Genomic DNA, 25,009 nt, shown 5'->3' on the forward strand with positions numbered 1-25,009 from the left:
GCCAGCGACCAGGTTGCCTGATCTCGTGGGCTGTCACTCGTCGCACTGCTCCCGTCCCACGTGGCCTTATGATAACGGGGCGTTGGGACACAAGCGTGGGCGCAGCCAGCAGGTGCCCCTTACGGCGGATGCCTGGCCAGGGTCTGAAGGATCCGACGGATGCGCGTCACGTAGCCGCGGGTCTCGTCGGCATTCTTGCCCGTTACAAGGTGCAGCCGCGCTGCCACCGAGGCCCACTCATTAGAGTACGTGCTGGCCAGAACCTGGCGCTGGGCTTTCAGGATGTTGCCGGCGCCAGCGTTGTAGCTGGCCAGCGTGAAGGCCACCCGCTCCACCAGCGGCCGGGGTGCTTTCCAGATCGCCCACATGCGGGCGTCATAGTAGATGCCGGCCTGGATGGACTGCCGTACCTCCCAGGGGTTGGTCAGGCCGAGTTTGGGCGCCATGTCCTTCCACGTCCCTGGCATGACCTGCATGACGCCTCTGGCCCCGCACCAGCTCTGGGCCGTCGAGTCTAGGGCGCTCTCCGCGATGGCCTGGGCCTTCCACCAGCGCCAGTCGAAGTCCACCCCGAAGTAGCGCTTGGAGTACTTCTGGAAGTGGGGGTCGAAGCGGTTGGTCCACGCCCCAGCCACGGCGACCAGAACGAGCACGGCGACGAAGGCGACCAAGGCCCGGTGTGTGGGCCACAGTCGGCCCGTGTGCCTCGTTCCCATCAGTTCAGGCCCGCTGATACCAGATGGGCGCAGAAGAGCAGCAGCACGCCCGCCAGGATGGCCGCGGCCACGTTGCCCTTCTTGATCTCGGGGATGAAGTCGATGCCCGGGAAGAGCCAGCGGTCAGTGGCCTTCCAGAGGCTGACGGCCAAGAGCACAGTCAAGGCCGTGTAGGCCAGGTTGACCGCGGCCGCGCGGATGAGCTGGTCGAACATGGGTCCCCCCTTAGAATGCCTTGAAAACGAAAACACCCACCGCCCCGGCGCTTACGGATACGACCGCGCCCCAGGGGTCGAGCCTGGCGCCGGCCAGCACCTCCGGGTGGCCATCCCGAACGCCCAGGCCAGCCAAAGGGTGGAAGCGGTCCCTCCATGTGGGCTTGCGTGGCTGCGCGGCCAGGGTGATGCCTGCGGACAGGGCCGGGCTGGACGTCCGAGTGATCGCCCGCCAACCGTCCGGGCCCTCCATCAGGTCGATGGCCACGCCGGCGCGGACCTGCAGCCGGTCCAGGCGCACGGTTAGGCTGGGCAGCCAGTCCGACCCAGGCTGGTCCAGGCTCACCGTCCCAGAGGCGCAGATCCCGTCCATGCTGTCCTCGTCCACCAGCACGAAGGGCACCTCGAAGTGCGTGAGCCCGCCGGCTGCCGGCGCCTGACGCACGCTGTCCACGAGGATCTGGACGTTCGGGAGGTCCTCGCCGGCCAGGTCCAGCCGCAGGCGCAGGTCCACCTGGGCCCGGGTGGCAGCCTTCAAGGCCCGGGTCAGGCGCTGGATGGACGCGTCCCTTTCCAGCAACACGCCCTCCAGGCCCCGCGTCACGGTCGTGGAGTCGTCCACCTGGATAGGCTGCTCAGCCGCGGCCGCGGCGCGTAGGGCGTCCACCGCACTCGCCTGGGCCTGGCGCACGCGCCACTCCTGCCAGCACAGGATCGCCAGCAGGGCCAAAGCCAGGGTGAGCCAGGCCTGCTTCACGCGCGCGCCCCGTTCATGTGCAGGCGCCGAATCTCGCCGACTTCGCTCTCCAGCCGTGCCAGGGATCCCGCCTGGGCGGCCTGAGTGCCTGCCACCTGGGCCAGGCTTCCCTCGATGCGGCCCAGGCTCTGCTGGATCTTGGCCTGGGTTTCCACGTAAATGCGCAGGGTCGTCTCGGTCTCCACCTGCTTCATGCGTAGGTCGTCCAGGCGCTGCTGCTGGTCATCCCGCAGCATCTCTATGCGCCCCTCCTGCTCTTTGCGAAGCTCGCCCAGGCGGTGGGTGTGGTCCTCGCGCAGGGCGGTCAGCTCGCGCTCGTTGCGGATCCCGCGGTCGCTGATGGGCTTGATGATGTAGGCCAGGATGATGGTTACGATGAGGGTGACAGCCCCGAACAGCCAGCCACCCCAGGTCGCCAGTCCGCTTTCGCCTAGCATGCGCGACTCCTTTCACCAAACCCGTCAAGCGAGGGTCACTTCCGTTCCCGCCCCATTCATTGCCACGGCACCGTTGCGCACGTAGATGCCCTTGTTCGCGCCCGCCGTCACCGCGAACCACTCCCCGTCGTCTACCTGCAGTTGGGTCGGCATGGACGTGAAGGACCGCAGCCGGACTTTGCCGGCCGTGGCGTTGAGGATCTTGCCGGCTGGAAGTGTGGCCGTGGAGCCCGAACCCGTCAGGATGCCGCCCGAGACCTTGGTCAGGCTGGCGGCGCTACTTGCGAGCTTCACGTCGGTGACCGCGCTGGTGGCAAGCTGGGTGGCACCGACCGCGCTTGAGGCGATCTTGGTGGACGACACGGATCCATCTGCGAGGCCGTTGTTCGTGACGGCGTTCTTGGCGATTTCCTTGTCCGTGACGGCATCGAGGATGGCCAGCGCGCCCCGGTTCTTGATGGAGGCCGACGCCAGGTTGATGTCGCCGCTCAGCAGGTTCCCGACCTTCACGCGCCCGTAAACGGTCCCGTCCGAGACGTTGTCCAGCGTGCTGAGTTCAGTCAGGATGCTGGGCGTCCAGGCAGGCACCCACTCGCCCGGGACGGCCTGCACGGCATCCACGTAGCCAATGCCAACTCCCGTCCCCGTGCCATCCGCAATGCCAAAGCGGAGCTTCACATGGGTCGTGCCTGCCGGAAGATCCGCGCGCTTCACCTGGGCGATGTATTGTGTGAAGGCTGTGGCCGTGTCGACGTGATCGGCCCAGACCACCGCCGATCCCAGGTCCGTGCCTGCGGCGTTTAAGAAATGCACCTCGGCCTTCAGGCTGGAGGCCCCGGCGAAGATTTCGCCGGAGATCCAGCAGGACAGCATCAGCGAGCCCGTGAAGCGCTGGAAGTCGATGGCATTGGACCAGCCGCTCCACAGGTCGACGCCCACCGCCTCGATGCGCATAGTGTAGCCGCCCAAGAACACGCGCTCCGTGGACCGGGTGATGGTTCCGGTTGGCATTAGATCCAGGCCGCCGTTTCGAAGCTGCCGTTGATGATGAGGTTGACGGTGGAGAGCTCCGAGAAGACGCCCGCATCCACTTTCTCGCGGGTGACGGATCCGGCCGCCAGTTTGTCTGCGGTAACCGCGTTCGTCGCCAACTGCGTGGCGCCGATGGCCGACGCGCTCACGTGGGTGGAGCCGACCGCATTGGCAGCGAGCTTCGTTCCGCTGACCGCCCCATCCGCCAGGCGATCCGTGGCCACGGCCCCGGCCGCAATCTTGGCTGTGGAAACCGCCCCGTCGATCAGCTGCGCGCTGCCCACCGCCGCGCTGCCCATCTTGGCCTGGGTGACCACCGCGTCGGCGAGCTTGGTGGTGCCCACCGCCGCGTCGGCCAGGTTGCTGGAGCCCACGGCCGCCGCGCCGAGCTTGGCCGTCGTCACCGCCCCATCCGCCAGCTTGGTGTTCGTGACGGCGCTGGCGCCCAGTTCCGTGGAGCCCACGACGCCCGCCGCGATCTTGCCGCTGGTGACGGCGCCCGTGGCGATCTTGGAAGACCCCACTGACCCGTCGACGATCTTGGCTGCGGAGACGGACCCATCGGCGAGTTTAGTGCCCGTCACGGCGCCGGCCGCCACCTTGTTCCCCGTCACCGCCGCATCTTGTAGGGCGCCCTCGGCCACCTTGGCCGCGCCGATGAGGCCCGCGCTCGTCACGACGGTGGAGCCGTCGGCCAAATGGATGAGCGGCGTGCCGCTGCCCAGGGCGATGGAGCCATCCGCCTGGCGCTGCAGGGCGTTGGAAGTCACTTTCCCCAGCGAGGCCGTATCGGCCGCCAGGCGCGTGCTATCCACGGCGTTCGTGGCGAGCTTGGCCGTGGCAATGGCCGCGTCGGCCACCTTCGCCGTGGTGACGGCCGCCGCCCCCAGCTTGTTCGTGGTGACTGCCCCGTCGGCGAGCTTCGTTTCGGTGACCGCACCCGCCGTGATCTTCGTGTCGATGACGGCGTTCGTGCCGAGCTGATTGCTGCCCACGGCGCCAGCGGCCAGTTGCGCAGCGCCCACGGCCCCCGCAGCGATCTTGGCCGCGCCCACCGCCCCATCGGCGATCGAGGCCTGCACGACCTTTGCCGGGGCAATGTTGGCGCTGGCGTCGGTCAGGTCGATGAGCTTCCGGCCCGGCGCCACGGGCGTGTTCCAGTCACCCGTGCCCTTCAGGTCGAGGATCGTGGCCGTCAGGTTGGGATCCGCCTCGCCCGAGACGACGGCCTTCTTCACGAGGGCGTTCCGGCCCAGGGCACCCACGGTGTTGCGCCGGCTGTAGAGGGCATCGAAGTGCGTGACCGTCCCCACCGGCAGGGCCGAGAGCTTGATGAAGACCGTGGAGAGCGGCACGGCGCCGCCATCATTCAGCCACCAGCCCGCCCCCAGGCCCGAGCCCGTCTGCGCGTCGCCCGGCGTGACGACCGAGGTGCCGTTCTGGTTCAGGCAGATGCCCGTCACCGTGACGGGTGCACCGCCCGAGTCGAGCAGGTCGCCGCCCGCCGAATTCAGCAAGTCGAAGAGGCCGGCCAGCGAATCGCCCGTCTCGCCGATGTTGATGGCCGCGCCCGCCGCCTGGAAGGCCAGGCGATAGGTGAAGACGCCGCCACCGGCAGCGTGGATGCTGCCCACCGGGACGCTATTGTCCTCGTAGGGCTCGGCGATGGCCCGGGCGTGCAGGGCGGCGGCGTTGCGCACGGCCGTGTCCAGGACCGCGCCGTCCGAGGTCTTCAGTTCGGTCGTGACCTGGCCATGGCTCGTGTCGATCAGCGTGCGGATGCCGCCCGGCGCGCCCGCGTCCTCCTGCACCACGGCGCCACGCACGTACCCATCCGACCGCAGCGCCGAGAGCTTGCCCTGGGCGCTGGAGTCCAGTTTGGTCTCGGGCAGGATGCCGTCGGCGATCTTGGACGGCAGATCGATGCGCGCTAGGTTGGCATTGGGCAGCTCGCCCACCACCTTCGTGCCCAGATTGACCGATCCGTCGGCAATCTTAGTCGATCCCACCGCCCCATCAGCGAGCTTCGGCTGCAGCACGGCCCCGTCCTGGATGGAGCCGGGCGTGATCTCGCCCGAGGGGTTCACCTCCTTCACGCGCCGGTAAGTCTCGCCATCCGAGACCAAGTCCAGCGAGTCCTGCTCCTTTAGGCCATAGGGCGTCCAGTGGGTGGGAAAGGAGCCCTGCTCGACCTTGACCGCATCCACGTAGGCCGTGCCCGACGCCAGTGCCCCGTCCCAGCCGAAGGAGAGCTTGATGAAGACCGTGCCCAGGGGCAGCTCGCCCGCGTCGCCGAGCTTCGACATGTCGAAAGAGCGCCAATAGCGCGTGAACTGGGTCTCGCCCGACTGGGTCAGCACCGTCCAGTCGATGGGCGTCATGGGCATGTGGTCTTCGTAGTAGGGCGTGATTCGGGCGTAGAAGGTGCCGGCGTTCCGCAGGTGCATGCGGATGTAAGCCGAGACACAAACCTTCGACAGTCCGCGCAGATCGATGAAGTTGACCTTGGCCAGACTGGTGGCGGACGGGCCGCCCTCGGCCTGGATCTTCATCGAATAGCCGCCGAAGACCGAGCAGTCCGTTGACCGCGTGATGAGCACGGACATGATTCCTCCTACCAGGCTTCCTGTTCGAATGACCCGCCCCGCTGCAGGTTGGTCGACCCATCCTGCTCGGGGCCATCTCCTGTCGTTGTGCTGAGGCTGCGGCTATAACCGCGCGTGCGCCCTTCCACCGTCTCCTGACGGACTCGAAACGCATAGGTCGTGCTGGACAAGAGGTCCATCACGACCAGCGTGCGCGCCTGCCGTTCGCGCGTCTCGGCCACGTCCGTCCAGGCCGGGCTTCCCGCCGCCTGGGCCTGTGCCACCACGCGCTCGCCCTGGAACCCGTCCGCCGGATGTGTCCAGGCGAGTTTCACGGACAGGTCCGTGGCCACGGCGGAAAGCAGAATCACCGGCGGCGGCACGACGTGCTCCAGCCGGCGCCGGAAGTCTGCCCGGTCCCCCACGTCGATGGAGAGACGCGACTGCGCCACCAACGCCAATGGACGGAACAGCAGGGCGTAGTTGGAGTCGCGCAGCTCGGTCAGCGATAGCACGCCGGACTTGGGAATGACGCCCGTGCGCACCAACAGGCCATGCCGCTGCCCGCCCCGCTCCACCTCGCACAGGTTGTCCTGCAGGACATAGACGGCGCCCGCCGGCAGCCCGCTTTGCGTCAGCGTGGCCATCAGACACCCGCCTGCAGCTCTTCAAGGGTCCGGACCACCGTGGTGAACTGCTCCTGCGTGGGCGCCTCGGCCAGGGCGCGCTGCAGCTGGAAGACCTGCTCCTCCAGGTCCGTGGCCATGCGGTCCCGCTCGACCTCGAAGCGGGTCCTTTCCTGGCTGCGCCGGAGGGCCAGGATCTCGGCTAGGGTCTGTCCATCGGCGTTCTCCAGTGCGTCCGTCAACACCTCCAGCCCCGCCGACCAGTCCCCGCCCACGTCATACTCGGTGACGGCCTGGGCGTAGATGACCAGATGCTGCCCGCCGCGGATGGGCCACTGCAGGCGCTCGGTCCAGACGTCGCCCTCCCAGGCGAGCTGGTAGCCCGTCAGGGCCTGGCCCATGGCCGGCGGCGCTGGCAGGGGCGTCAGCAGCTCGATGGTGCGGTTGCTGGAGTCGAAAGCCTTGACGATGCGCGAAACGCCGCCCACCTCCACGCGCGTGCTCGGCTGGAAGACCGCCGTGCCGGCGACCTTCACGAGGCTGGTGGTGGACCCGCTACCGACCAGGTCGCTGGCCTGAACAGCCTCGCGCTTCTGGCGGGGTATGGTCGAGGACTCGTGCGTGCGATGAATCAGGTCGACGTGGGCGCTCTCCAGCACCGCCTTGGAGACACCAACCGGCAGGCGCGTGCGCGTGTGCTTCAGCTCATAGACCCGCACCCGGTAGCCGCGAATCTCCTCCTGGTCCACCAGGGCCGGCTTGTCCCAGGAGAGGCGCAGGGCGTAGGACTCGCTCTCGGCGGAGCTGCCCTGCTCATCCTTGAAGAGTTCCAAAACGGTGTTGGCATGGGCGGCCTTGGCCTGCAGGACCTCGGTCCGCGTGGCGCTTCGCGCGGCCTTGGTCGCATCCACGGCCGCCAGCATCTCGGAGGCCGTGCCGACATCGCTTCCGTAGCCCAGGGCGCTCGACTTGGCCAGGTGGAAGTATGCTGCGCCCTCGGACACGCTGGCCGGGGCTGTCAGCACCAGGGTCTGCAGGGCTGCGTTCACGCTTAGGACCGTCACCTCGCTAAGGAGGCCTTCCGCGTGCAGGAGCAGAGTCTGGCCTTCCAGGCTGGAGCCCAAATCCGTGCCCGCGCCCGTGACGGTCGCGGAGCCTGTGACGATGGACAGCGTGCCCTGCTCGCGGCTGACGCCTGCCGCGCCCGAGACGATCGCTTGCTGCTTGGCGTGCAGGACGTCCAGGTCGGCGCTGCCGCCCACCAGCTCCGTGCCCCGAACCTGGCCCAGCGTGTAGCCGGCCAGGCGCTTGGCGTTGATCAAGGCCCGGTAGCCATCCAGCTCGCCCACGTGGGCCGACAGGGCCTCCACGCTGACGCGCGCGGCCGTGTAGGTATCCAGCGCGCTCTTCAAGGCCGCCGTGCGGTCCGGGGCGTCCGCGTGGATCTGCAGGGCCAGATTCACTTCCAGCAGTACGGGCGTGCCGGGCTGGGACGGAATCTTGCGCGTCTCGATGACGCGGTCCCCGTGCCCGTCCTGCAGGTTGAGGATGCCGCTGCGAAAGAGCAGGGCCAGCTCCGGGTGCAAGGCCAGGGCATTCAAGACGGTCAGGACCGCGCTGCCCGGATTCTGCTCGTCCTGGTAGCCAACCTGAAATCCCGCCGCCGTCGTGTGCGTATCCGTGTTTGGCAGGTGGAGGCGCGGGTCGCTGACGACCTGGGCGAAAGCGCGCAGGTCCTCCACCGTCCCATCCGCGTGGACCCGGGCCACCACGACCTCCTGCGCGCCCTTGACCGGAAAGGCCGAGAGACGCAGTGCGAAACCGTGGAGCTGGCGCGTCTGGTGGGTCTGCCCGGTCACGAAGTGGGTCTTGGGTGCCACCGCCGTCAGCGTGTAACCGGCGAAGACGTAGGACGTCGCGGAAGGCCAGGGCTCAAAGAGACCGATCAGGCTGACAATGCGCTCGCCGCCCGCGTAAGCCACGCCGGGCGCCAGCACCAGGTCGCTGCCATTCTGGCTGACGTCGAAGCCATGGATGACGCCTTCCGTGAAGAGGTCGTCCGTCCGGTCCAGGATGGCCTGCAGGAGCGCATCCCGACTGAAGTTCTCGTCCTCAAGCGTGGGCTTGTCGCCCGAGAAGAACAGGTAGCGGTCCATGTGCTCACGCCTCCACGTAGGTCAGCACGCACGCGGTGTGCGCGGGTTTCTCGGCCATCACGAGCTCGGACACGCGCGTCCGCTCCTCGGCGTCCTGGGCGCCGGCCGGCAGGATGGACAGCCAGAAGGTGAAGCGCATGTCCAGGTCGGCCTGGCTGAAGAGGCGCGTCTGGCGCAGGCCGTCCATCTCCGGATCCGCTTGGTCCGCCGCGCTGAAGAGATGGCTACGCTCGGCTTCCACCTGCGCGGCCTGGTCCGCTTCGCTCCGCACGATGCGCGCCTCCGGGTCATCCGCGTAGACAGTCAGGGCGCTCAGTGTGTGGCCCAGAACCTCCTCGACCAGATACTTCATCCCCATCGCGCTGCCGGCGTACTGCCTCGTCGCCGGCATGATGGCCAGGCGCGCCTCCAGCTCGGCATTCGTTTCACCCAAGAGCCGCCTCGTGCCACGATCCAACGCATGTCGATCCAGGTCGGCCGTGCGCAGGTCCGTCGCGTAGTAGGGATTCGTTCCGCTTCCCAGGGTCCAAAGGAAGCCGCGCCGGCGGAGCTCGTAGATGGCGTCCTTGGCCGCGTCGTAGGAGAGCCCGAAAGCGTCCAGCAGGCGCCCTAGCACGCTGTCGTCCACCAGCTTGCGCACCTTCGGCAGCAGCGCCAGTAGGTAGCTCCCCAGGCGACTCTCCATCACAGGCTCCACTCGATCTTGTCGATGGGGTCGATGCCCGTGATGTCCTCGCCCGCCGGCAGGAGCGTCCGATCCTGGTAGGTGCGGCCCTTCACGCGATGCACCAGCGTGGCGGCCTGGGCGTCCACGTCCAGGTACTCGGCCGGCGTGGCCGGCACGTCCGCCAGGGGCGCATCCACGGTTACGTTGTAGACGCCGTCCACGGCCATGACGGCCGCCATCAGACGCGCGCGGATGAGGCCCTCGCCCAGCTGCAGGGCGTCCGAGTAGCCCTGCAGGGCCAGGCGCACGGCCGTGTCCACCGTGGCCTGGTCGGCCGTGGCGAAACGCCAGACGGTCAGGGAGAGGGCGACGGGCGTGATGGCCGCCCTGGAGACGACGAGCTGGGCGGTCAGGGGCTGGCGCGGCCGGATGTAGTCCCGCACGTCCGCCAGGAGTTGGGGCGTGGGCGCGCCATCCGTGCCCAGCACCACCACGCCCACCGTGCCGGGTCCGTAGGGCGCGTCGTCCAGCACCATGGCTGCCTGCACGCCCGGCACGCTCATTGCCCAGGCGTGATAGGCGCCGCGCGTGCCGCCGACACCCAGCGTGTCCCATTTGCCGATGGCGCGCTCACGGAAAGCCCGGTCGCTCTCGGCGTCCGCGCCCTCCTGCACCAGGGTGGAGAGCTCGCCCACGTCCACATTGGTGACGGTCTCGATGCCGGAGATGGGCGTGACGATCAGCGTGATGAGACCCGCGGCCACGTTGCCGGAAAACCCCGCCTGCTCGGCCGTGGCCAGGACGACCACCGAGCTCGCGCCCGTGGGCAGCGTGGCGTCCGCGTCGGTCAGAAACCGGACGCTGGCCCCCGCCGCGTCGCGCCGGCTGCGCACGATGGTGCCCGCCGGGATGAGCGTGTCCTGGGTGGCTGGCGTGGCCCGGCTGAAGGTCAGGCGCACCTGCGCCTGCTTGGCCACCAGGCGCCGCACGCCCACCTCGCGGGCCTTCAAGTCCAACCAAGATCCCGTGGCGGTTTGGATGAAGAGGGCGCCGCTGACCGTCCGCACCAGCTGGTAGAGGCCCGCCAGGCCGCTGGAGAGGGCCTCCAGGATGCCACGCAAGGCGGCGCCCACGTTGACGTTGGTGAAGGGCGTCTTGGCCAGGACGGCCGCCAGGAGGTCGGCCAGGATCTCGTCGAAGGACTTGGTCATGGGACGATCTCCCCCTGGTGGACCGTGAAGGGCCCGGACAAGCCCAGGCCCCACACCAGCTCCTGCAGCTTGTCCTGCCCGGCCAGGGCGAAGCGGATCTGAAAGACCTTTTCCTCGGGCGTGAAGCCGATCTGCTGCACGCGGATGCTGGCGTCCTCCACGCGGGACTCGTCCTCCAGCGCCTCGCGCAGGTAGCGCAGGGCCAGCATGCGCGTGCGCGGCGTGTCCGGCGCGCCCAGCAGGGTCTTGATGCGGCAACCCCAGGCGGGGTGAGCCGGCAGCTCGCCGGGCAGGCTGGCCAGCCGGTCGAGGATGTCCTGGCGCATCACGTCCTCATCGTGGGCCACCTGCAGGTCGCCCGTTGGTGCCACCAAGAGGTCGCCATCGGCCGCAAAGGCAATGTCGCGGGCCAGGAACGTGCTCACTGGATCATCCCCGGGCCGGTCGTGGCCCCCGTCTGCGCGCTCGGACTGCCGGCAGTTGCCACCGGGATGCCGGGCAGCACGATGGCAGAGGAGACGATGTGCTCCACGATAGCCTCGGCGATGGCCAGCGCATCGGCCTGCTGGACCGCACTGGCGGATCCCGGCGCGGCACGGTTGATGCCAGCCATGTGCTGGGTCCGCTTCGAGAGGATGAGGTCGGCCAGGGCCTGTGGATTGAGCATGCCTTACGCTACTCCGTCCGAGAGGTGTTTGAAAGCTCTTGCCCGGTCAAAGGGGCGATCGGTGTCGACGTGGGGACGCCCACGTTGCCGATGTGCTGATGGGCGTTGAAGAGGGACTGGAACGTGTTGCCCAGGATGAGCTGCTCGGCCGCGGCCGCGCCCAGCTCCACGGCTGGGGCCTTCACGTGCACCTTCACCGCGGATTCGATCTCCACCAGGCCATCCGCGCTCATCACCACACGGGCCTGGCCCTGCTCCAGCACCAGGTGCTTGTCTTGTGGGCCGGCGCCCGTGAGGAAACCGGAGACGAAGGGCTTGTCCGGCTGGCCGCCCTCGAAGGAGACCATCACGTGGTCGCCGGCCGTGGGCAGCACCACCAGGCGCGCGGCTGCAGTTGCCCAGACGGCCAGGATCTCGCAGCGGGGCAGAATGGCCAGGGCAGGGTCGTCGGGCTGGACGCTGACCGTGTAGGCCGCGGCGTCCACCTCGGTGACCACGCCGCGTACGGGGAAGCGCATGTAGCTGGAAAAGTCCGGGCGGACCTGCTCGATGAGGGTCTTCAGCTCCGCGCGCATGGCGCCACCTGCAGCACGAGGCGTCCGCCCGCTTGCCAGCGGTACTCGGCCTCTTCGACGAACCAGCGCGTCCCGTCAATCGTCACCACCTGGCTGTGCAGGACGGGCGCCACCAGGGTTTCCACCTCCAGCAGGCCCAGCCGGCCCGGGCGCTGGTCGATCAGGTTGACGCCGGTCTCGATGGCGTGCACGGCCGCCTGGGCGTGGTCGGGTTCCGCCAGGACCAGCACGCCGTCCCGCACATGGAAACGCAGCTCAGTCCCTGTCTCGCGCCGGACCCACTGCACGAGCTGCAGTAGGGCCTCCTTGGGTGTCAGGCCGTGGACGGGGAAGCGGTCGATGGTGAGAGCGGGAGCGTGGGCGGCCAGCGTGAGGCCCGTGCCGGCGATCAGGTCACCCGCGATCTCTGCCGGCGTCGACTGGTCCCAGGTGCGGGTGATGGCCCGGCCGCGCGCCTGCAGCAGGGTCTGCCAGTCGATCAGGTGAACGACGGTCTGAAGGCCCCGGGCCTGCACGTCCCGCGCGACGCCGTGGAAGATCGACGTGAGTTCCGCATCCTCCTGGTAGCCCCAGCGGATGCGGATGGCGTCGCCGGCCTTGACCTGGGGAGCGATCAGGCCTTCGGGGTCCTGCAGGAGTAGGTGGCCTGAGTCGGCCGTGTTCGTAGCCTGGCTGAACACGTGGAAGGCCGCCACAACGACCTCGATCGGCTGGCCCTTCCAGGTGACGTCGAAGAGTGGGGTCACGCTTGGCTCCTACTCATCGGGGTCGTCCAGGTCCTCGGAAGGCGTCTCCGTTCCCGAGCCAGCGTCCACGCCGGCGCTAAACTGGTCCCGCACGTAGCCCAGCTCATGGTCCAGCTCGGCATTGCCCTCGATGGCCTCGGCGCCTGCAGCCGCGGCATCATCCGACGCGCCGGCGCCGGCCGCTTGATGTTCGAGCTGGGTCTTGATGGATTCGTACTCGGTGAGCACCAGGTGGACGGGAATCCAGTCGAAGGTTCCGTCCTCGTCCGCCGTCAGCTCCTGGATGAAGACCTGGCGGATCCCGATCAGGTCGGTCAGGGGCGAGACGATCTCCACGGCCTTGGGCAGGCTGGCACGCCCGTCGCGGAACAGGCGCTGCAGGACGCGCAGACGCTCCAGGGCCGGCTGGATCAGCGTGCCGTCCAGGCCCTCCTCGTCACAGACCTCCAGCTCCACGGTGATCTCGGCGGGCTCGTAACCTGTCACGTGGCGGACCTTGCCGCTTTTCTTGGGGATGGAGATCTCGTCGACCTTGATGGCCTGCTTGACGGTCATGGCCTTGGGCGGCACGATGAAGGTCAGGCCGCCCAGCATGAAGGGGATTTCCGCGAGGTTGCGCAGCGACGAGCCTGCTGCCGTGGCCTCTTGTAGCAGCTGTTCTTCCGCTGTGGGCGGGCCCGCCTGATTCGGATCAGTTGGCATACTGCAGGCCCTCCAATCCGTCCTCCTGTCCCGCCGCGCTGCGCAAGGCCTCCATCACCTGGTCCCGGATGGAGGTGGCCGGCGTGTTCGGGCCCGCCGTCACCTCGATCTTCGAGACCGTGATGCTGCGGTCGACGTTGGCGGTTTGGCTGCGATGGGTGATGGCCTTGGCCGGTTGCGAGCCGACACCCGCCCGGGCGGGTCTGAGCGGGCCTTGGCCTGCCGTCAATCCAGCGCCCGCTGCCGCCGCCAGGCGCCCGCCCCGGGGCGCGACGGCCATGGCCGCCTCAAGCCCCGAAGGCGCCGCCATGGAGGTCATGGTGGACGTGGCCGCCTTCGGATCCCGTTTGAAGACGCCCTTGACAGCGGATGCCGCGCCCGTGAGATCCTCGCCCATGCCGGTTCCCGTCTTGAGCTTGGGGATGAGGGGAATCTCGACGCCCGGGATCAGGTTGATGGTTTCGATGAGGCCATTGATCAGGCCAATGACGCCGTTGATCCCCGACTTGAAGCCGTCCCACATGCCGTCGAGGAAGTTTCGGACCGGCTCGAAGCGCTGGTACAAGACCTTGATCAGGGTGATCGGCCAAAACATGGCCTTGACCGCCATCTTCACGCCCCAGAGGAATCCGTCCCAGAGCGTGTTCAGCAGATTCCGGAAGCCCTCGCTGTGCTGGTAGGCGTAGACGATGCCCGCCGTCAAGAGGGCCAAGAGGCCAACCACGATGCCGATGGGGTTGGCGGAGAGGGCCGCGTTGAGCAGCCACTGGATTCCCGCCCAGATCTTGGACACGACCGCCACGGCCACGATCTGGGCGTTCAGCAGGATGGCGCTGCGCGCATTCCACAGGTAGGCCGCGCCCGCCCGCATCGCCGCCACGCGCGCCACCAGGAAGCCCGCCGCTGCCCGCACGCCGCCGATCGCGGCGCGCGCGCCCGCCAGCATCGTCTGGGTGGCGAAGGTCCACACGGCAGCAATGGCGGGGGCGATGAGCGGCCACGCGAAGGCGCCCAGGGCGACGAACAAGAGGCCGCTGACGATCGGGTTGGCCTGGATCCAGTTCCAGGCGCGTAGGATGGTCCCGACCATGAAGCCCAATCCCCAGGCCACCATGCCGGCGAAGAACAGGATGGGCGAGATGCCGCTCATGGCGCCCTGGTACCAGCCGGTCAGAAAGCGCCAGAACGCGCCCAGGGTGGCGTCGAAAACCGTGGCGATGCCCTGGCCCATGGCCTTCACGCCGCCCCAGATGGCGAAGACCACGGGTTTGATGGCAAACCAGACCTCTTCGACCGTGTCGCGGAAGCCCAGGAAATTGGTGTCCCAGGCCTTCACGATGGCGTAGAGGGCCAGGCCCACCAGTGCGAAGGGCGCGATCATATTCAGCGCGCCCAGGCCCAGGGCCTTCAGGCTGGCGGTCAGCGGCACGGCCGCCGAGTTCGTCACGCCCAACGAGAAGGCGATCTGCCCAAGCTTGGCGGGGAGCTGCAGGGCCAAGGCGCCCAGGTGCAGGAAGCCGCCGCCCACCAGTAGCAGGGCCCCGCCCAGGATCAGTCCCACGGCCGCCACGAAGGCGATGCCCGCCGCCACCTTGGTCAGGACCGGGTGCGCACGCAGCCAGCCGAAGATGGCGTCGGCCACGCCCTTGATCGCGCCCATGAGCTGCAGGGTCATGGGCATCAGCGCCCCACCAATCGTCATGCTGACGCCGCTCATGGCCGCCTTCATGAGCTTCCACTGGCCCGTCGGCGTGTCCATGATGCGCTTCTCGAACTTGGCCGTGGCGCTGGAGGCCTTCGTGATGTCGCCGCGCATGCCCATCAGCTCATCGCGCGAGCTGGACAAGAGGATGTTGAAGACCTTGATGCCCTCGGCGCCGAAGATGTCCGTCAGGGTGGTGTTCTTCTTCTCCTCGGACAGGGTGCCGAGCTTGGCCTTCAGCTCGCCAAAGACCTCGATGAAGTCCCGCGTCTTGCCCGTGACCTTGTCGTAGACGTTGACGCCCAGCGCCTTGCGCACCTTGCCCGCCTGGGTGTAGAGCTTGGTCATGGTCATGGAAAGCCGCGTGCCGGCGCGCGCGCCCACCTCGTTCCGGTTGGCCAAGACGCCCAGCACGGCCAGGTTGGTCCCAATGGACTGCCCAAACGTGGCCGAGGTCGAGGCCGTGTTGAGCATCGACTCCTGCAGGTCGCCGAACTTCAGGTTGGAACGGTTCATGGCCACGGTCATCATGTCGCTCAGGGTCGTGGCTTGGGACAAGGGCTTCTTGTAGGCGTTGAGCGTGCCGACGAGGAGCGCGCCGGCGTCGGCCATGGCCACCTGCTGGCCCGTGGCGAAGGAGATCGTGTCGGCCATAATGCCGGTCTTGTTGGCCACGTCCACGGCAGTGAGACCCATGGACGCCAGCTCGCCCTGGCCCTCCGCCACCTGCTGGGCCGTGAAGGCCGTCTTGGCGCCCAGATACATGGCCGTGTCACCGATGGCCTGGACCTGTTTGTCCGAGGCCTCCGCGATGCCGCCGACCCGCGCGATCTCCGTCTGGAATTTTCCCATCTGCAGAATGGGCATGGCTAGGCTGGCCGCGATGCCGGCGCCCACCAGCATGGTCTTCAGGCCGGCCTTCTTCACGCGCTCGCTGGCCTGCTCGAAGTTGCCCGCGAACTTATCCAGGCGCTTGGACGCCGCCGTGAAGGCCGAGAGGTTGCTCGTCCCGAAGACGCTGATCGTGATGGCGCTGGTGAAGCCGGTCATCATCGAGGCGGGTTCCTATCGTTTGCGCCGGCTGGGCCGGCTGGTGGCCCGGTTCGCCTTCGCTTCCTGTTCGCCCAACCATTCCGCCGCGACCTGCAGTTCGACGACTTCCTCGAAGGGCGTGGCGTCCAGGACCTCGAAGGTGTAGGCGTGAAAGCGGTGGGCGATCACCGCACGCGCCTGGAGGTACCAGGCCCCCTCCAGGTCTGCGCGCGCCGCCCTTAGAGCTTTTTTACCGTGATCTCCTTCGAGTAGCCCAGCACCTCCTGGATCTTCTCGGAGAGGGCCGCGATCAAGCCCGGCTCCCAGGCACCACCCTGATTGTATTCCAGCTCCTGGGCGTCGATGGCCGGCGCGACCACGAAGGTTCGGACGATGTCCAGGGCCAGGCGCTGCTCGTTTCCCTTGGCGCTCTTGGCCAGGCGACTGAACTCGTCCCAACTGGAACCGCGCACGACGAAGCCGCGACCATCGGGCAATTCCAACTGGTAGAGGCTGGCCTTGGGGTACTTGGTTTTGAGGTCTTTGACGACCTCGGGAGTGACGACAAACGGGTCCATGAATCCTCCAGAGGGGAGTTGAGAGAGTCCGGGGCAGTGGCGCGGGCCCTGGAAGGCTGACGCGCCGCTGCCCCGTGCTGTGTGTGTTAGAAGCCAAGCATGCCCGTGGCGAAGCCCGAGCACTTGATGCTGATCGCCTCGGCGTCCTCGCTGTCGGAAATGCCGCCGTCGGTGTTCGTGATCTCCACGCCCGTGAAGGTCTTCGACAGCGCGCTGTTCAGACCCGGGTAGAAGAGCACGATGACCGCGTTCCTGCAGTCGCAGGGGTTGAGGTAGAGCTCGCCTGCCGCCAGGCTGCCGGCCGCCATGACGGTCTTCAGCTCAGCCAGGGAGATGAGGAGCTCGGTGATCTCGAAGTCGATCTCGTAGGTCGTGTGATTGCTCCGGACGACGCCATGGGCGTCCGCGAAGCCCGCGCCGAAGACGGGCTTCTTGTCCCTGGAGATCTTCCAGTTGAAGTTGACGAGCCCGAAGACGGGCATGCCATTCAAGAGCATCTTGACACTGTTGCCCGCGATGCCGTCGGCGAATCCCGGCGTGGGAGGCATGGTGGTTCTCCTTGTTAGCTACGGCTCTGGGCCTAGTCCAGGTAGACCTTCTCCAGGATGATCTCGAAGGCCTTCATGCTGTTGATGCTGATGTGCGCCTCGACCTCGCCCAGCGCCCGCATCTCGTCCGTCGAGGTGAGCTGCAGGTCGTAGTGGTCGATCTCGCCCTTTTGCGCCATCAGGGAAAGCGGCTGGCGCATGTCGGTCTCCATCAGGAGCAGGCCCTCGCCCGCCGAGTCGTTGGGCTTGCCCAGGTGCGGCAGGGCCGCCAGGCGGCAGGCCTTGCCCGCGGCGTAGGTGGCGCGCACCTTCTCGACACGGTTGTAGGCGCTCCCCTCCGGGCAGCGGTTGTCGCTGAGGCCGAAGATCAGCCCCAGGCCGGGCTCGTTGCGCATGTGAATCAGGTGCTCGGTCACGAGCAGGGTCTGCTGGCCGACGTTCCACTCGGGGCAGAGCTTGGAGACATTGGGCGCCGACTTGGCCAAGAGGCTCTCCTGGACCTTCAGCGCCGCCACCCGGCCCGCCACCGCACTGGTGATGCGGTTCCAGTAGACGGTCCCGGCCATGTCCGTGTAGCGCGCCTCGCCCACGGGGATGACGGCGTTCTGATCCGCCACCGTGGCGATCAGAGTCTGGATCGTCGTCACGTAGGTGCTGGTCTCGGCCGCCGTCGGCTTCAGCGGGTCGGCCACGACCATGCGCGGCACGTCCAGGAAGGCAAAGCGCTCGCCCAGGTTCGACGTCACCATCGTGTTGCAGCTGGTGAGGATGGCCGCCCAGAGGGTCAGGGTGTCCGCGCCCACGAAATGCACCCAGTTGACGTCCGTGAAGTCCTCGCTGGCCGTGATGCCCGCCGTGTAGTCGCCGTTGGCCAGGGTCAGGCCATCGTTGCCGCCCGCCATGTTGGCCGCGGCCTTGGCCGCCACAAGCCCGCCGGCGCCGATGGTCGCCTTCACCAGGGACTGACCGGCGTTGATGGCCGCCACAAGGGCCGCGTTGGATGTCGCCGTGAAGGAATAGACCACGTCGGTGTCGGGGTCCACGATCTCGATCGTGCGATCAGCGCCGTTGGCCGTGATGGAGATGCTCACGCCGTTCCACCAGGTGCCCGGGTAGTAGCCATCCAGCGTGAAGGCCGTGCCGGTCGCGCCGGGAATGGACATGGTTGCCTTGGCCATGGCGCTGCCCGCCAGGCGCAAGGCGTAGATGACCGTGGAGCCCGCGTCCAGGCGCTCCAGGAGGGCCTGCAGCAAGGGCCCGCTCTTGAACAGGTCCAATGCGCTGCGCTTGTCCGAAATGATGTAGCGGGTCAGCTTGTCGCCGCCACCTGCCGCGCCGGCCACACACTCGATGGCCGTCGGCTTCTGGCTCATGCCCGCCTTGCCCGAGAAGTACTCGGTGTAGACGTCCTTGATGATCTTGCCCACGTTGCCTCCCTACTGCTTCTGCGCCGGAGCCGCGAGCCACGCGGTCACCAGGGCCTCGAACTCCACCGGATCCACCAGGGCCGTCCGGGTCAGCCCGTGCTCGGCCAGGACTCCGGCCGCCACGGTTGCCGGGACCTTCAGCCGCTTGATCACCGTGGCCGCGCGCTGCTGCGTGAACTGGGCCGGAGCTCCTTGCCCGCCTCCGCTCACTTCCGTCCCTTCCTGGGGCTTGTCGCCTGCCTTCATGCTGGGCTCCTAGTTCAGTTCGATGCTCTGGGAATTCGTCTCGATCAGCGGCGCGCGCTGGACCTCGTCCACCACCACTGCCCAGACCTCCACATCCAGCGTCCGCTGGGCCTCAAAGGGCACGCGTGTCAAGAGCGGGCCTTGGTCGCTTTCACCTAGGAAGCGAAGGCGCTCCAGGTGGACGGGCGTGCCGGTTACTTCATCCACCAGGTCCAAGGGCTGCCCGTTGGCGTGCCGGCGCAGGAACGCCTGCACGGTCTCGGACACCTTGTCCAGCACCGTCGTGCCGCTCTTGCCACTCATGGCCGCGCTGCGCAGCGTGAGGCGCAGGGTCAACCGGCGCGCCCAGGCCTTGTGATAGACCCACTCTTGGGCCCCTTCATCCCACTCCTTCACGTCGTAGCGTCCCGTCCCCTTGCCCTGCAGCCGCTCCGCCGTCTTGGTGACCATCAGGTAGGGCCAGGGCTCGCCCGCCTGCGTCCAGGCCAGCTCGTCCTTGAAGACGTGCAGGACAGGATTCAGCACCACCAGGTGCTCGGCGAAGGCGCGCTCCACGATCATGCCAGGTGCTTCTCCACCGCTGCGAACGCCAAGTCCACCGCGTGCTGGACGGTCACCGGCGCCATGGCCACGCCCATCAGCCAGGCCGGCTGCATGAAGGGCTTGGGCTTGGGATGCACGTAGAAATAGGTCCGGGATTCGCCCTGCGGGATCTTGTGGCGCACGAGCCATTCCCGCAGGCCCGGCACGTTCTCGACCTTGACGAAGTGCCCCACCGTGCCGAACTCCACCGGCGCCGCGTACTCGCTGGGCGTGCCGACGAGAACGGTGAGCGGTCCCATCACCAGGATGTGGAGGGAGGCCCGCAGGGCGCCCAGGTCGATGGCGCCCTCATCCGTCAGGCTGCGCTTGGCCTGGGTCTGCACGACCTTGGCGATCTCCAGAATGGCCAGGGCCAAGCTGCGTGCCAGGACGGTGGGAAAGGCTGCCAGCAGCTTCTGCGTCTTGCCCAGCGCCTTCTTGTCCAGCAGCATGGTCACGCCGTCCAGCATCAGGCGCTCCCATGGAGCTGCTTGGTGGACAGCTCCAGATGCGTGACCGTGCCGAAGAGGTTCCGCGGCACGACGTCCTCCACCTGGTACTGGTGCCCACCGTGCGTGAACTCATCGCCCTCCACCACCACCGTGGAAGGGCCCACCAGCACGAGCAGCTCGTGGCCCACTTGCAGCAAGTCTTCCGGTGCCTTGGCGGTCAGGACGGCCGGGACGGCCACGGGGGATCCAAACTCGGGAGCTGGATCCCCCGCGAAGCCGGAAGCGGGAGGTGTTTGGCGCTGGCAGAGCTGGATGACGTCGCCCGTCGATGCGAGCAGAAACGCCACGTCCGTCAGGGCGAAGGCCGCCTCGGATGCTGTCAAATAGCTCATGCGGAAGCCGCGTCAGTGGAAACCACGGATCCGCGTTCAAAGAGCAAGGATTTCAGCGCCGCCTGGCGGTCGCCCTCGCTGAGCTCCACCAGGCGCTGGTACTCGCCCTGCGCATGGGATAGAAGCTCGCGCCAGGCGCCGGCTGCCCGCGTCGTGTCGATCTCGATGGCGCCTGCCTTGAAGCTCGGGCGCCGGGCGGCCTTGGCGATCTCGATCCGGCAGCAGGTGGGCGTGGCGGCCAGGAGCAGGAGCTCCAGGTCCAGATCCGTGAGCGTTGGCGTGATCGTCTCCTGGTCCGCTTCGACCACGTAGGCCAGCTCGAAGTCCCGATTCATCAGGACCACGCCGCGCCGAAGGGCGTTCCGCAGCTGCTCGGTCGTCAGGTCGGCCTCCGCCGCCGCGACCAGCTCGCCGCGCAGCACCTGGATCAGCTGGGAGACCGTGGTCGCCATGCGTCACTTATCTCCGGCCGCCCGAGGACGTGCGAGTCCGCGTGCCAATCTTGGCCGCTGCCTTGGCGCCCATGGCCGGCGCCGGCGAAGCGGGAGGCGTGGCGTCATCCGCAAACGGATCGACCCCAGGTCCGGCATCGCCGCCTTCGCCCTCGCCTTCGCCGTCATCGTCGACATGCAGGATGGTCACGCCGCCCAGGCCGTCGTCGCCGGCGCCCGGGTTCGTGTCATCACCGTTCCCAGCGCCGCCAGTGGGATTGTCATCCCCGACAGCACCTTCACCGTCGCCATCCACGGCGCCCGTCTTGTCCACGCCATCCGCCGTCATGCCGAAGACGGACGTGAGCTCCGGGGCGTCGCCATCGACGATCTCCACCAGGTCCGTGCGCTCGGCCACGTCCGCCGGAACACCGTCCGGGAAGTGCGTGAAGCGATCGGGATGCAGCACATGCTCGCCGATCACTACGATCGAGCCGATGGCCTTCACCTTTTGCATGAGTCCTCCTGTCCAGGGAAGAGAGAGAGCCGGCCAGGAAAACCCCGGCCGGCCACTGACCACGTCGATTCAGACTAGGCCGTGATGACGACCTTGAAGACCAGGTCGGGACGCGTGATGCCCATGGCGCACTCCTGCCAGGACAGGAAGCTCACCTTGAAGCCCTTGCGCTCGGGGTCGACCTTCAGGGGCGTCCGGATGGCATACTTGCCCACCTCGGCGTCCGGGATGAGGATCACCTCGTCCGTCTTCATGGACGCGCTGTTGATCAGCCCCGCGCCCTGCAGGCGGTTGAGGATGCCCTTCTCGACGAACTCGCGCCGGGACTCGGGATCCAGGTTGAAGTCCTTCAGGTCGATGACCCGACTGCCACGGATGAGCAGGTAGCGGGGCGTCAGCTCCATGTCGTTGATGCGGCTGATGGCCGTGAAGAGCGCCGTGTCGGTCAGCTTGCCGCCCGACACCGTGACCACGTTGGTCGTGGGCAGCGTGGCCGCCGCGGCGGACAAGAGGTCCACGATCTTCGAGTTCAGCTTGTTGCGGATGGCGCTGGCGGCGTCGGTCTGCATGTCGGTGATGGCGCCGATGTTGCCGTTGGCCAGGTCGCTGATGTCGACCTCGGGGTTGGCGTGGATGCGGAAAATGGGGAAGATCACCTCCGTGTCCGCGTTCACCTCCTGGCGGTGCGGCTGGCCGCCCACGCCGATGTAGAAGGCACGCAGGGCCGCGCGCTTCTGGTACTTGGCCTCCTGCCCGGCCTTGAGCGTGTGCTCGGTCAGGACCAGGGGCACGATGTTCTTGCGCTCGATGTCCATCTTGATCACCGGCGCCACGGCCTCGGCCAGGGCGTAGAGGCCGCTCTCCTTGCTCAAGGACTCGGCCATCAGCCCGGCCATGGCAGCCATGAACTGCGGGTCCTTCGTGCTGTTCGTCTTCACTGTGGAGTTCTCCTTGCTTGGAGCCGGGTGGCTTGCGCCCCAGGCGATTAGGCCACCAGGCCGTGATTGGTCCACAGGACGGAGATTTCGGTCCCGTCCACGGCCAGCACGCGGCCCACGATCTTGTTCGTCGCCACCGCCACCTTGAGCTTGGCCGTGGTGGCATCGAAAGTGAGGTTGTTCCCGACGGCCGGCGTGCCCGAGAACTGGTCCGTCTGGAAGACGAAGGCGCCCGTGTCCACGACGCATGGGGTCGTCTCCGTCGCGCCCTGCGTCGCGCAGTTCTTGTCCGCGCGCTTCAGGATGCCGACCGGGATGTCGGCGACATTCGACACCACCGTGAACTCGTTGTTGCCCGTGCTCTTCAGCACCTGACCCGGCGTGCCCGGCCCTTTCAGGACGCCGTCGCCAAGCTCGATGCCGGGGTGGGAGTTGTTGTACATGATCTGCTCCTTCTAGTTGAGTCCGCCCCGGCATCCCCGGGTCGGGGGTGATGCTACTCGCTGATCTCGCCGCGCTCGCTGGCCAGCCGCTCGGCGTAGATGGCCTGGAAGCCATCCGTGAGCTTGTCCTTCAGGCCCTTGGGTGCGGGGTCGCCCTCCGTGGCCGGCGTGGTGCTGGCATTGGCGCGCAGCTGCCCCTGGGCGGCGGCGGCGGCACTCCCCCCGGCGGCGGCCGCGGCCTCCTCCTCGGTGGGCGCTGCCTTGTCGGGCGCGCCTGACTTGTCAGGCAGCGCGCTCCAGGTGTCCTCGATGGCCTTGCGCGCCTCGTCGGACAGGCCGGCCAGGCGCTCGACCTCGGCCTTCCGCGCGGCATCGTCGGCAAAGGCGCGGCCCTTCTTCTCCATCAGGACGACCAGGGCCTCGGCCGCCTTGGTGGCCGCACTCTTGGCCTTCTCGTCCTCGGCTGCCTGGACCTTGACCGTCAGGTCCGTGTTCACGCCTGCCAGCTCCTCGGCGTGCTTGAGGAGTTCCTCGTGAGTCATGTCCTTCAGGGCCTTCTGGGAGGCCTGCTGGTCCTTGTTCGGGTCCATGTTGCCCGTCTCCTTGCTGATGGTGGTCAGGATCTGGATCACGCGATCCGCCGTGTCGCTGGCGGCCTGGCGGATCTTCGTGCTGGTGTCCTCCAGCGTGACAGCTTCCGCCGCGAACTGGTCGACCAGCGTGTTGGTGACGATGTGGAAGGCATCCCAGGCGCGCCAGAGATCGTCCCGGATCTCCTGCTGGATCAGCACCTGACGCACGGTCTCGGGCTTGGAGCTGCCGACGTCGCCACCGTAGGACACGGCGCGCATCAGGCCGTCCGGCTCATGGGCCATCGACGTGATGTCGGCCTTGGGGTCGGCGGGCTCGTAGCCCTCCAGTAGACCGGCGCCCGTGAAGGTCACGCCATGGAGGATCTCGTAGACGTCCTTGCCGTCCAGCTGCTGGCCCTTGGACTTTTTCAGGTGCTCGCAGCGGTCCGCCACGGCCACGTGCGTGTGGCCGCAGATGGAGCATTCGCCCTTGGCGTACGAGCACTCCATCGAGACCTTGGTGATCAGGTCCTCGTGGATGAGCTTCCGGGCCTTGGCCGCCAGCTCGTCGGAGCCCGTGAAGAGTTTTCCCGCGCAGAGGACGCGCCCGCCCTCGGCGTCGTCGAAGGCCGCCGTCTCCGTCTTGCCCACGATGTCCTGGGCCTTCTGGCCGTGCTTCAAGTTGATCTTGACGCCGGCTGCACTGGGTGCAGCCGCCTTCAGCTCGTCCACCGTGAAGTGATCGCCATTCCGGTTCGTGCCGGCGTGGCAAAGCACGAAGGCGATCTCATGGTCCTCGCCGCCCTCGGACTTTGCCTCCGCCACGGCCACCACCCGGCCGGCGACCAGGCGCGCCGTCATGCGCGTCCTGTCAGCAGCAGCGGCCGCCATCGCGGCAATGGCCGCGGCGTCCACGGGCTCTTTGTCCTTCACGTCGTCCTCCTTGGGCTGATCCGGCTTACTCGGCTTGGCCGCTTCGTCCTTCTTCGCCGTCCCCACGAACAGGTACTCCTTGGCCTTGGCCGGATCCTTGTCCCGGTTCTTGCCGGCCAGACTGCCGTAGGAGAAATCCTTCGTCTCCAGGCGGAACTCGCGCCCGGCCTTCTCGAAGACTTCCTGCAGCTCGGCTTCGCTGGGGTAGCTGTGGTCGCGGTAGGAGAGGATCCAGTCCGGGATGTGCTCGGCCGCGGCAAAGACCTCCTGGAAGAAAGCCGCGATGTTGGCCTTGGTGAGGTCCCCTTGGGTCTTTTCCATCCGCGTGACGCTGTCGGCGTTGGGCGTACGACCCTCGCCCTTCACCATCACGGCATCGACGACGTGGTAGTTGGCGCTGTAGTTGGCGGCGCTGAACTCGGTCACGTAGGGCGGGTCGAAGTAGGCCAGGTCGGCCTTGACCTTGGGCAGGAACTCGCGCACGTCCAGGCGCTGCGCCGTGCAGGCCGGCCCGTCCAGCACCATCGAGTTCAGGCGCCGGATGACCTCGCCCAGGCGCTTGTGGAACTGCTCGGGGCTGTAGCCGTCCTCGCTGACCTTGCTGGTGGTGAACTGGGGAAACCAGCCGCGGGCCGAGAGCATCGTGGCCCCCAGGGCCGCCAGGGCCAGGTCCTTCTTGAAACCCTTCAGGGCATCGACGTTTTCCCGTACCTCGTCGATGACGCCATGGATCTCGGGCTTCCAGAACTTGTCCTTGTAGTGGTCCCGAACGAAGGTGCCGGCCTTCGGGTTGGGCTGGCAGAGGGCGTCGATCTCCTCGTCCGTCACTTGCTCGGTCTGGTTGACGAGGATGGCCCGGGCGATGTGGTGGGGCCAGTGCAGGCTGTCGTTGGAGTGGACCTGGAAGCCTTCGCGCTTCAACATGTAGCTCACGCTGCCACCGCCGGCGAAGGCGTCCACCACGGTCTTCACGCCCTCGGGAATCTGCTCGCGGATCCAATCGAGCAGCTTGCGCTTGTTCCCGATGTACTGGACCCCATGCGTCGGCGCCCCGGCGGCCTGGGAGGTCAGGCTTAACTCGGGGAAGAGGGCGGCTTCGACAGTCAGGAAGTGCATGGAAATCC

General features: G+C 67.5%; 29 protein-coding genes. All 29 read right to left on the reverse strand.

Annotation, left to right across the window (positions count from 1 at the left end):
• Positions 1-119: 119 nt before the first annotated feature.
• The gene (locus Q8O14_12705; protein MDP2361587.1) at positions 120-716 is read right to left on the reverse strand and encodes a transglycosylase SLT domain-containing protein; all 597 of its coding nucleotides are present in this window, start codon (positions 714-716) and stop codon (positions 120-122) included.
• Positions 716-931: a DUF350 domain-containing protein gene (locus tag Q8O14_12710; GenBank protein ID MDP2361588.1), complete on the reverse strand. Its 216-nt coding sequence runs from the start codon at positions 929-931 to the stop codon at positions 716-718. The genes Q8O14_12705 and Q8O14_12710 overlap by 1 nt, the downstream gene beginning before the upstream one ends.
• A 10-nt stretch (positions 932-941) precedes the next feature.
• Positions 942-1,688: a hypothetical protein gene (locus Q8O14_12715; GenBank protein ID MDP2361589.1), complete on the reverse strand. Its 747-nt coding sequence runs from the start codon at positions 1,686-1,688 to the stop codon at positions 942-944.
• Positions 1,685-2,125, reverse strand: coding sequence for a hypothetical protein (locus Q8O14_12720; protein MDP2361590.1), 441 nt, complete (start codon positions 2,123-2,125; stop codon positions 1,685-1,687). Before Q8O14_12720 ends, Q8O14_12715 begins: the two co-directional genes overlap by 4 nt.
• 24 nt (positions 2,126-2,149) lie before the next feature.
• Positions 2,150-3,094 (reverse strand): hypothetical protein, encoded by a 945-nt coding sequence (locus tag Q8O14_12725; GenBank protein ID MDP2361591.1) that lies wholly within the window; start codon positions 3,092-3,094, stop codon positions 2,150-2,152.
• Positions 3,095-3,135: 41 nt separating this feature from the next.
• The gene (locus Q8O14_12730) at positions 3,136-5,763 is read right to left on the reverse strand and encodes a hypothetical protein (GenBank protein ID MDP2361592.1); all 2,628 of its coding nucleotides are present in this window, start codon (positions 5,761-5,763) and stop codon (positions 3,136-3,138) included.
• A gap of 8 nt (positions 5,764-5,771) precedes the next feature.
• On the reverse strand, positions 5,772-6,389 hold the full coding sequence (locus Q8O14_12735; GenBank protein ID MDP2361593.1) for a fibronectin type III domain-containing protein: 618 nt from the start codon (positions 6,387-6,389) through the stop codon (positions 5,772-5,774).
• On the reverse strand, positions 6,389-8,524 hold the full coding sequence (locus Q8O14_12740; protein MDP2361594.1) for a hypothetical protein: 2,136 nt from the start codon (positions 8,522-8,524) through the stop codon (positions 6,389-6,391). Before Q8O14_12740 ends, Q8O14_12735 begins: the two co-directional genes overlap by 1 nt.
• Positions 8,525-8,528: 4 nt before the next feature.
• A complete protein-coding gene (locus tag Q8O14_12745; GenBank protein MDP2361595.1) occupies positions 8,529-9,209 on the reverse strand; it encodes a hypothetical protein in 681 nt (226 codons plus the stop codon).
• Complete coding sequence (locus Q8O14_12750) at positions 9,209-10,402, reverse strand: baseplate J/gp47 family protein (protein ID MDP2361596.1); 1,194 nt, start codon at positions 10,400-10,402, stop codon at positions 9,209-9,211. The genes Q8O14_12745 and Q8O14_12750 overlap by 1 nt, the downstream gene beginning before the upstream one ends.
• Positions 10,399-10,827 (reverse strand): GPW/gp25 family protein, encoded by a 429-nt coding sequence (locus tag Q8O14_12755; protein ID MDP2361597.1) that lies wholly within the window; start codon positions 10,825-10,827, stop codon positions 10,399-10,401. The genes Q8O14_12750 and Q8O14_12755 overlap by 4 nt, the downstream gene beginning before the upstream one ends.
• The gene (locus Q8O14_12760) at positions 10,824-11,069 is read right to left on the reverse strand and encodes a hypothetical protein (protein MDP2361598.1); all 246 of its coding nucleotides are present in this window, start codon (positions 11,067-11,069) and stop codon (positions 10,824-10,826) included. The genes Q8O14_12755 and Q8O14_12760 overlap by 4 nt, the downstream gene beginning before the upstream one ends.
• Positions 11,070-11,077: 8 nt before the next feature.
• Positions 11,078-11,644, reverse strand: a complete 567-nt coding sequence (locus tag Q8O14_12765; GenBank protein MDP2361599.1) for a phage baseplate assembly protein V — start codon at positions 11,642-11,644, stop codon at positions 11,078-11,080.
• Complete coding sequence (locus tag Q8O14_12770) at positions 11,629-12,390, reverse strand: hypothetical protein (protein MDP2361600.1); 762 nt, start codon at positions 12,388-12,390, stop codon at positions 11,629-11,631. The genes Q8O14_12765 and Q8O14_12770 overlap by 16 nt, the downstream gene beginning before the upstream one ends.
• Positions 12,391-12,399: 9 nt before the next feature.
• Positions 12,400-13,092 carry a hypothetical protein gene (locus tag Q8O14_12775; GenBank protein MDP2361601.1) on the reverse strand — a complete coding sequence of 231 codons (693 nt, stop codon included), beginning with the start codon at positions 13,090-13,092 and terminating at the stop codon, positions 12,400-12,402.
• Positions 13,082-15,847, reverse strand: coding sequence for a phage tail tape measure protein (locus Q8O14_12780; GenBank protein MDP2361602.1), 2,766 nt, complete (start codon positions 15,845-15,847; stop codon positions 13,082-13,084). Before Q8O14_12780 ends, Q8O14_12775 begins: the two co-directional genes overlap by 11 nt.
• Positions 15,848-15,859: 12 nt before the next feature.
• A complete protein-coding gene (locus Q8O14_12785) occupies positions 15,860-16,015 on the reverse strand; it encodes a hypothetical protein (protein ID MDP2361603.1) in 156 nt (51 codons plus the stop codon).
• 50 nt (positions 16,016-16,065) lie between these two features.
• Entirely contained in the window at positions 16,066-16,404 is a 339-nt protein-coding gene (locus Q8O14_12790; GenBank protein ID MDP2361604.1) for a hypothetical protein, read from the reverse strand.
• Positions 16,405-16,490: 86 nt separating this feature from the next.
• On the reverse strand, positions 16,491-16,952 hold the full coding sequence (locus Q8O14_12795; GenBank protein ID MDP2361605.1) for a hypothetical protein: 462 nt from the start codon (positions 16,950-16,952) through the stop codon (positions 16,491-16,493).
• A 32-nt stretch (positions 16,953-16,984) separates the two neighbouring features.
• Positions 16,985-18,379, reverse strand: a complete 1,395-nt coding sequence (locus Q8O14_12800; GenBank protein ID MDP2361606.1) for a DUF2586 family protein — start codon at positions 18,377-18,379, stop codon at positions 16,985-16,987.
• 9 nt (positions 18,380-18,388) lie between these two features.
• On the reverse strand, positions 18,389-18,625 hold the full coding sequence (locus tag Q8O14_12805; protein MDP2361607.1) for a hypothetical protein: 237 nt from the start codon (positions 18,623-18,625) through the stop codon (positions 18,389-18,391).
• Positions 18,626-18,634: 9 nt separating this feature from the next.
• Positions 18,635-19,186, reverse strand: a complete 552-nt coding sequence (locus Q8O14_12810) for a hypothetical protein (GenBank protein MDP2361608.1) — start codon at positions 19,184-19,186, stop codon at positions 18,635-18,637.
• Positions 19,183-19,677, reverse strand: a complete 495-nt coding sequence (locus Q8O14_12815) for an HK97 gp10 family phage protein (protein ID MDP2361609.1) — start codon at positions 19,675-19,677, stop codon at positions 19,183-19,185. The genes Q8O14_12810 and Q8O14_12815 overlap by 4 nt, the downstream gene beginning before the upstream one ends.
• The gene (locus Q8O14_12820; protein ID MDP2361610.1) at positions 19,677-20,051 is read right to left on the reverse strand and encodes a hypothetical protein; all 375 of its coding nucleotides are present in this window, start codon (positions 20,049-20,051) and stop codon (positions 19,677-19,679) included. The genes Q8O14_12815 and Q8O14_12820 overlap by 1 nt, the downstream gene beginning before the upstream one ends.
• Positions 20,048-20,503 carry a hypothetical protein gene (locus tag Q8O14_12825; protein MDP2361611.1) on the reverse strand — a complete coding sequence of 152 codons (456 nt, stop codon included), beginning with the start codon at positions 20,501-20,503 and terminating at the stop codon, positions 20,048-20,050. The genes Q8O14_12820 and Q8O14_12825 overlap by 4 nt, the downstream gene beginning before the upstream one ends.
• Positions 20,504-20,510: 7 nt before the next feature.
• Positions 20,511-20,999 carry a hypothetical protein gene (locus Q8O14_12830; GenBank protein MDP2361612.1) on the reverse strand — a complete coding sequence of 163 codons (489 nt, stop codon included), beginning with the start codon at positions 20,997-20,999 and terminating at the stop codon, positions 20,511-20,513.
• A 74-nt stretch (positions 21,000-21,073) separates the two neighbouring features.
• On the reverse strand, positions 21,074-21,937 hold the full coding sequence (locus Q8O14_12835) for a hypothetical protein (protein ID MDP2361613.1): 864 nt from the start codon (positions 21,935-21,937) through the stop codon (positions 21,074-21,076).
• 47 nt (positions 21,938-21,984) lie between these two features.
• Entirely contained in the window at positions 21,985-22,380 is a 396-nt protein-coding gene (locus Q8O14_12840; GenBank protein MDP2361614.1) for a hypothetical protein, read from the reverse strand.
• Between the two features lie 53 nt (positions 22,381-22,433).
• Complete coding sequence (locus Q8O14_12845; protein MDP2361615.1) at positions 22,434-25,001, reverse strand: DNA adenine methylase; 2,568 nt, start codon at positions 24,999-25,001, stop codon at positions 22,434-22,436.
• Positions 25,002-25,009: the final 8 nt, after the last annotated feature.

It is taken from the genome of bacterium, assembly GCA_030685015.1.
GTDB lineage: Bacteria > CAIWAD01 > CAIWAD01 > CAIWAD01 > CAIWAD01 > CAIWAD01.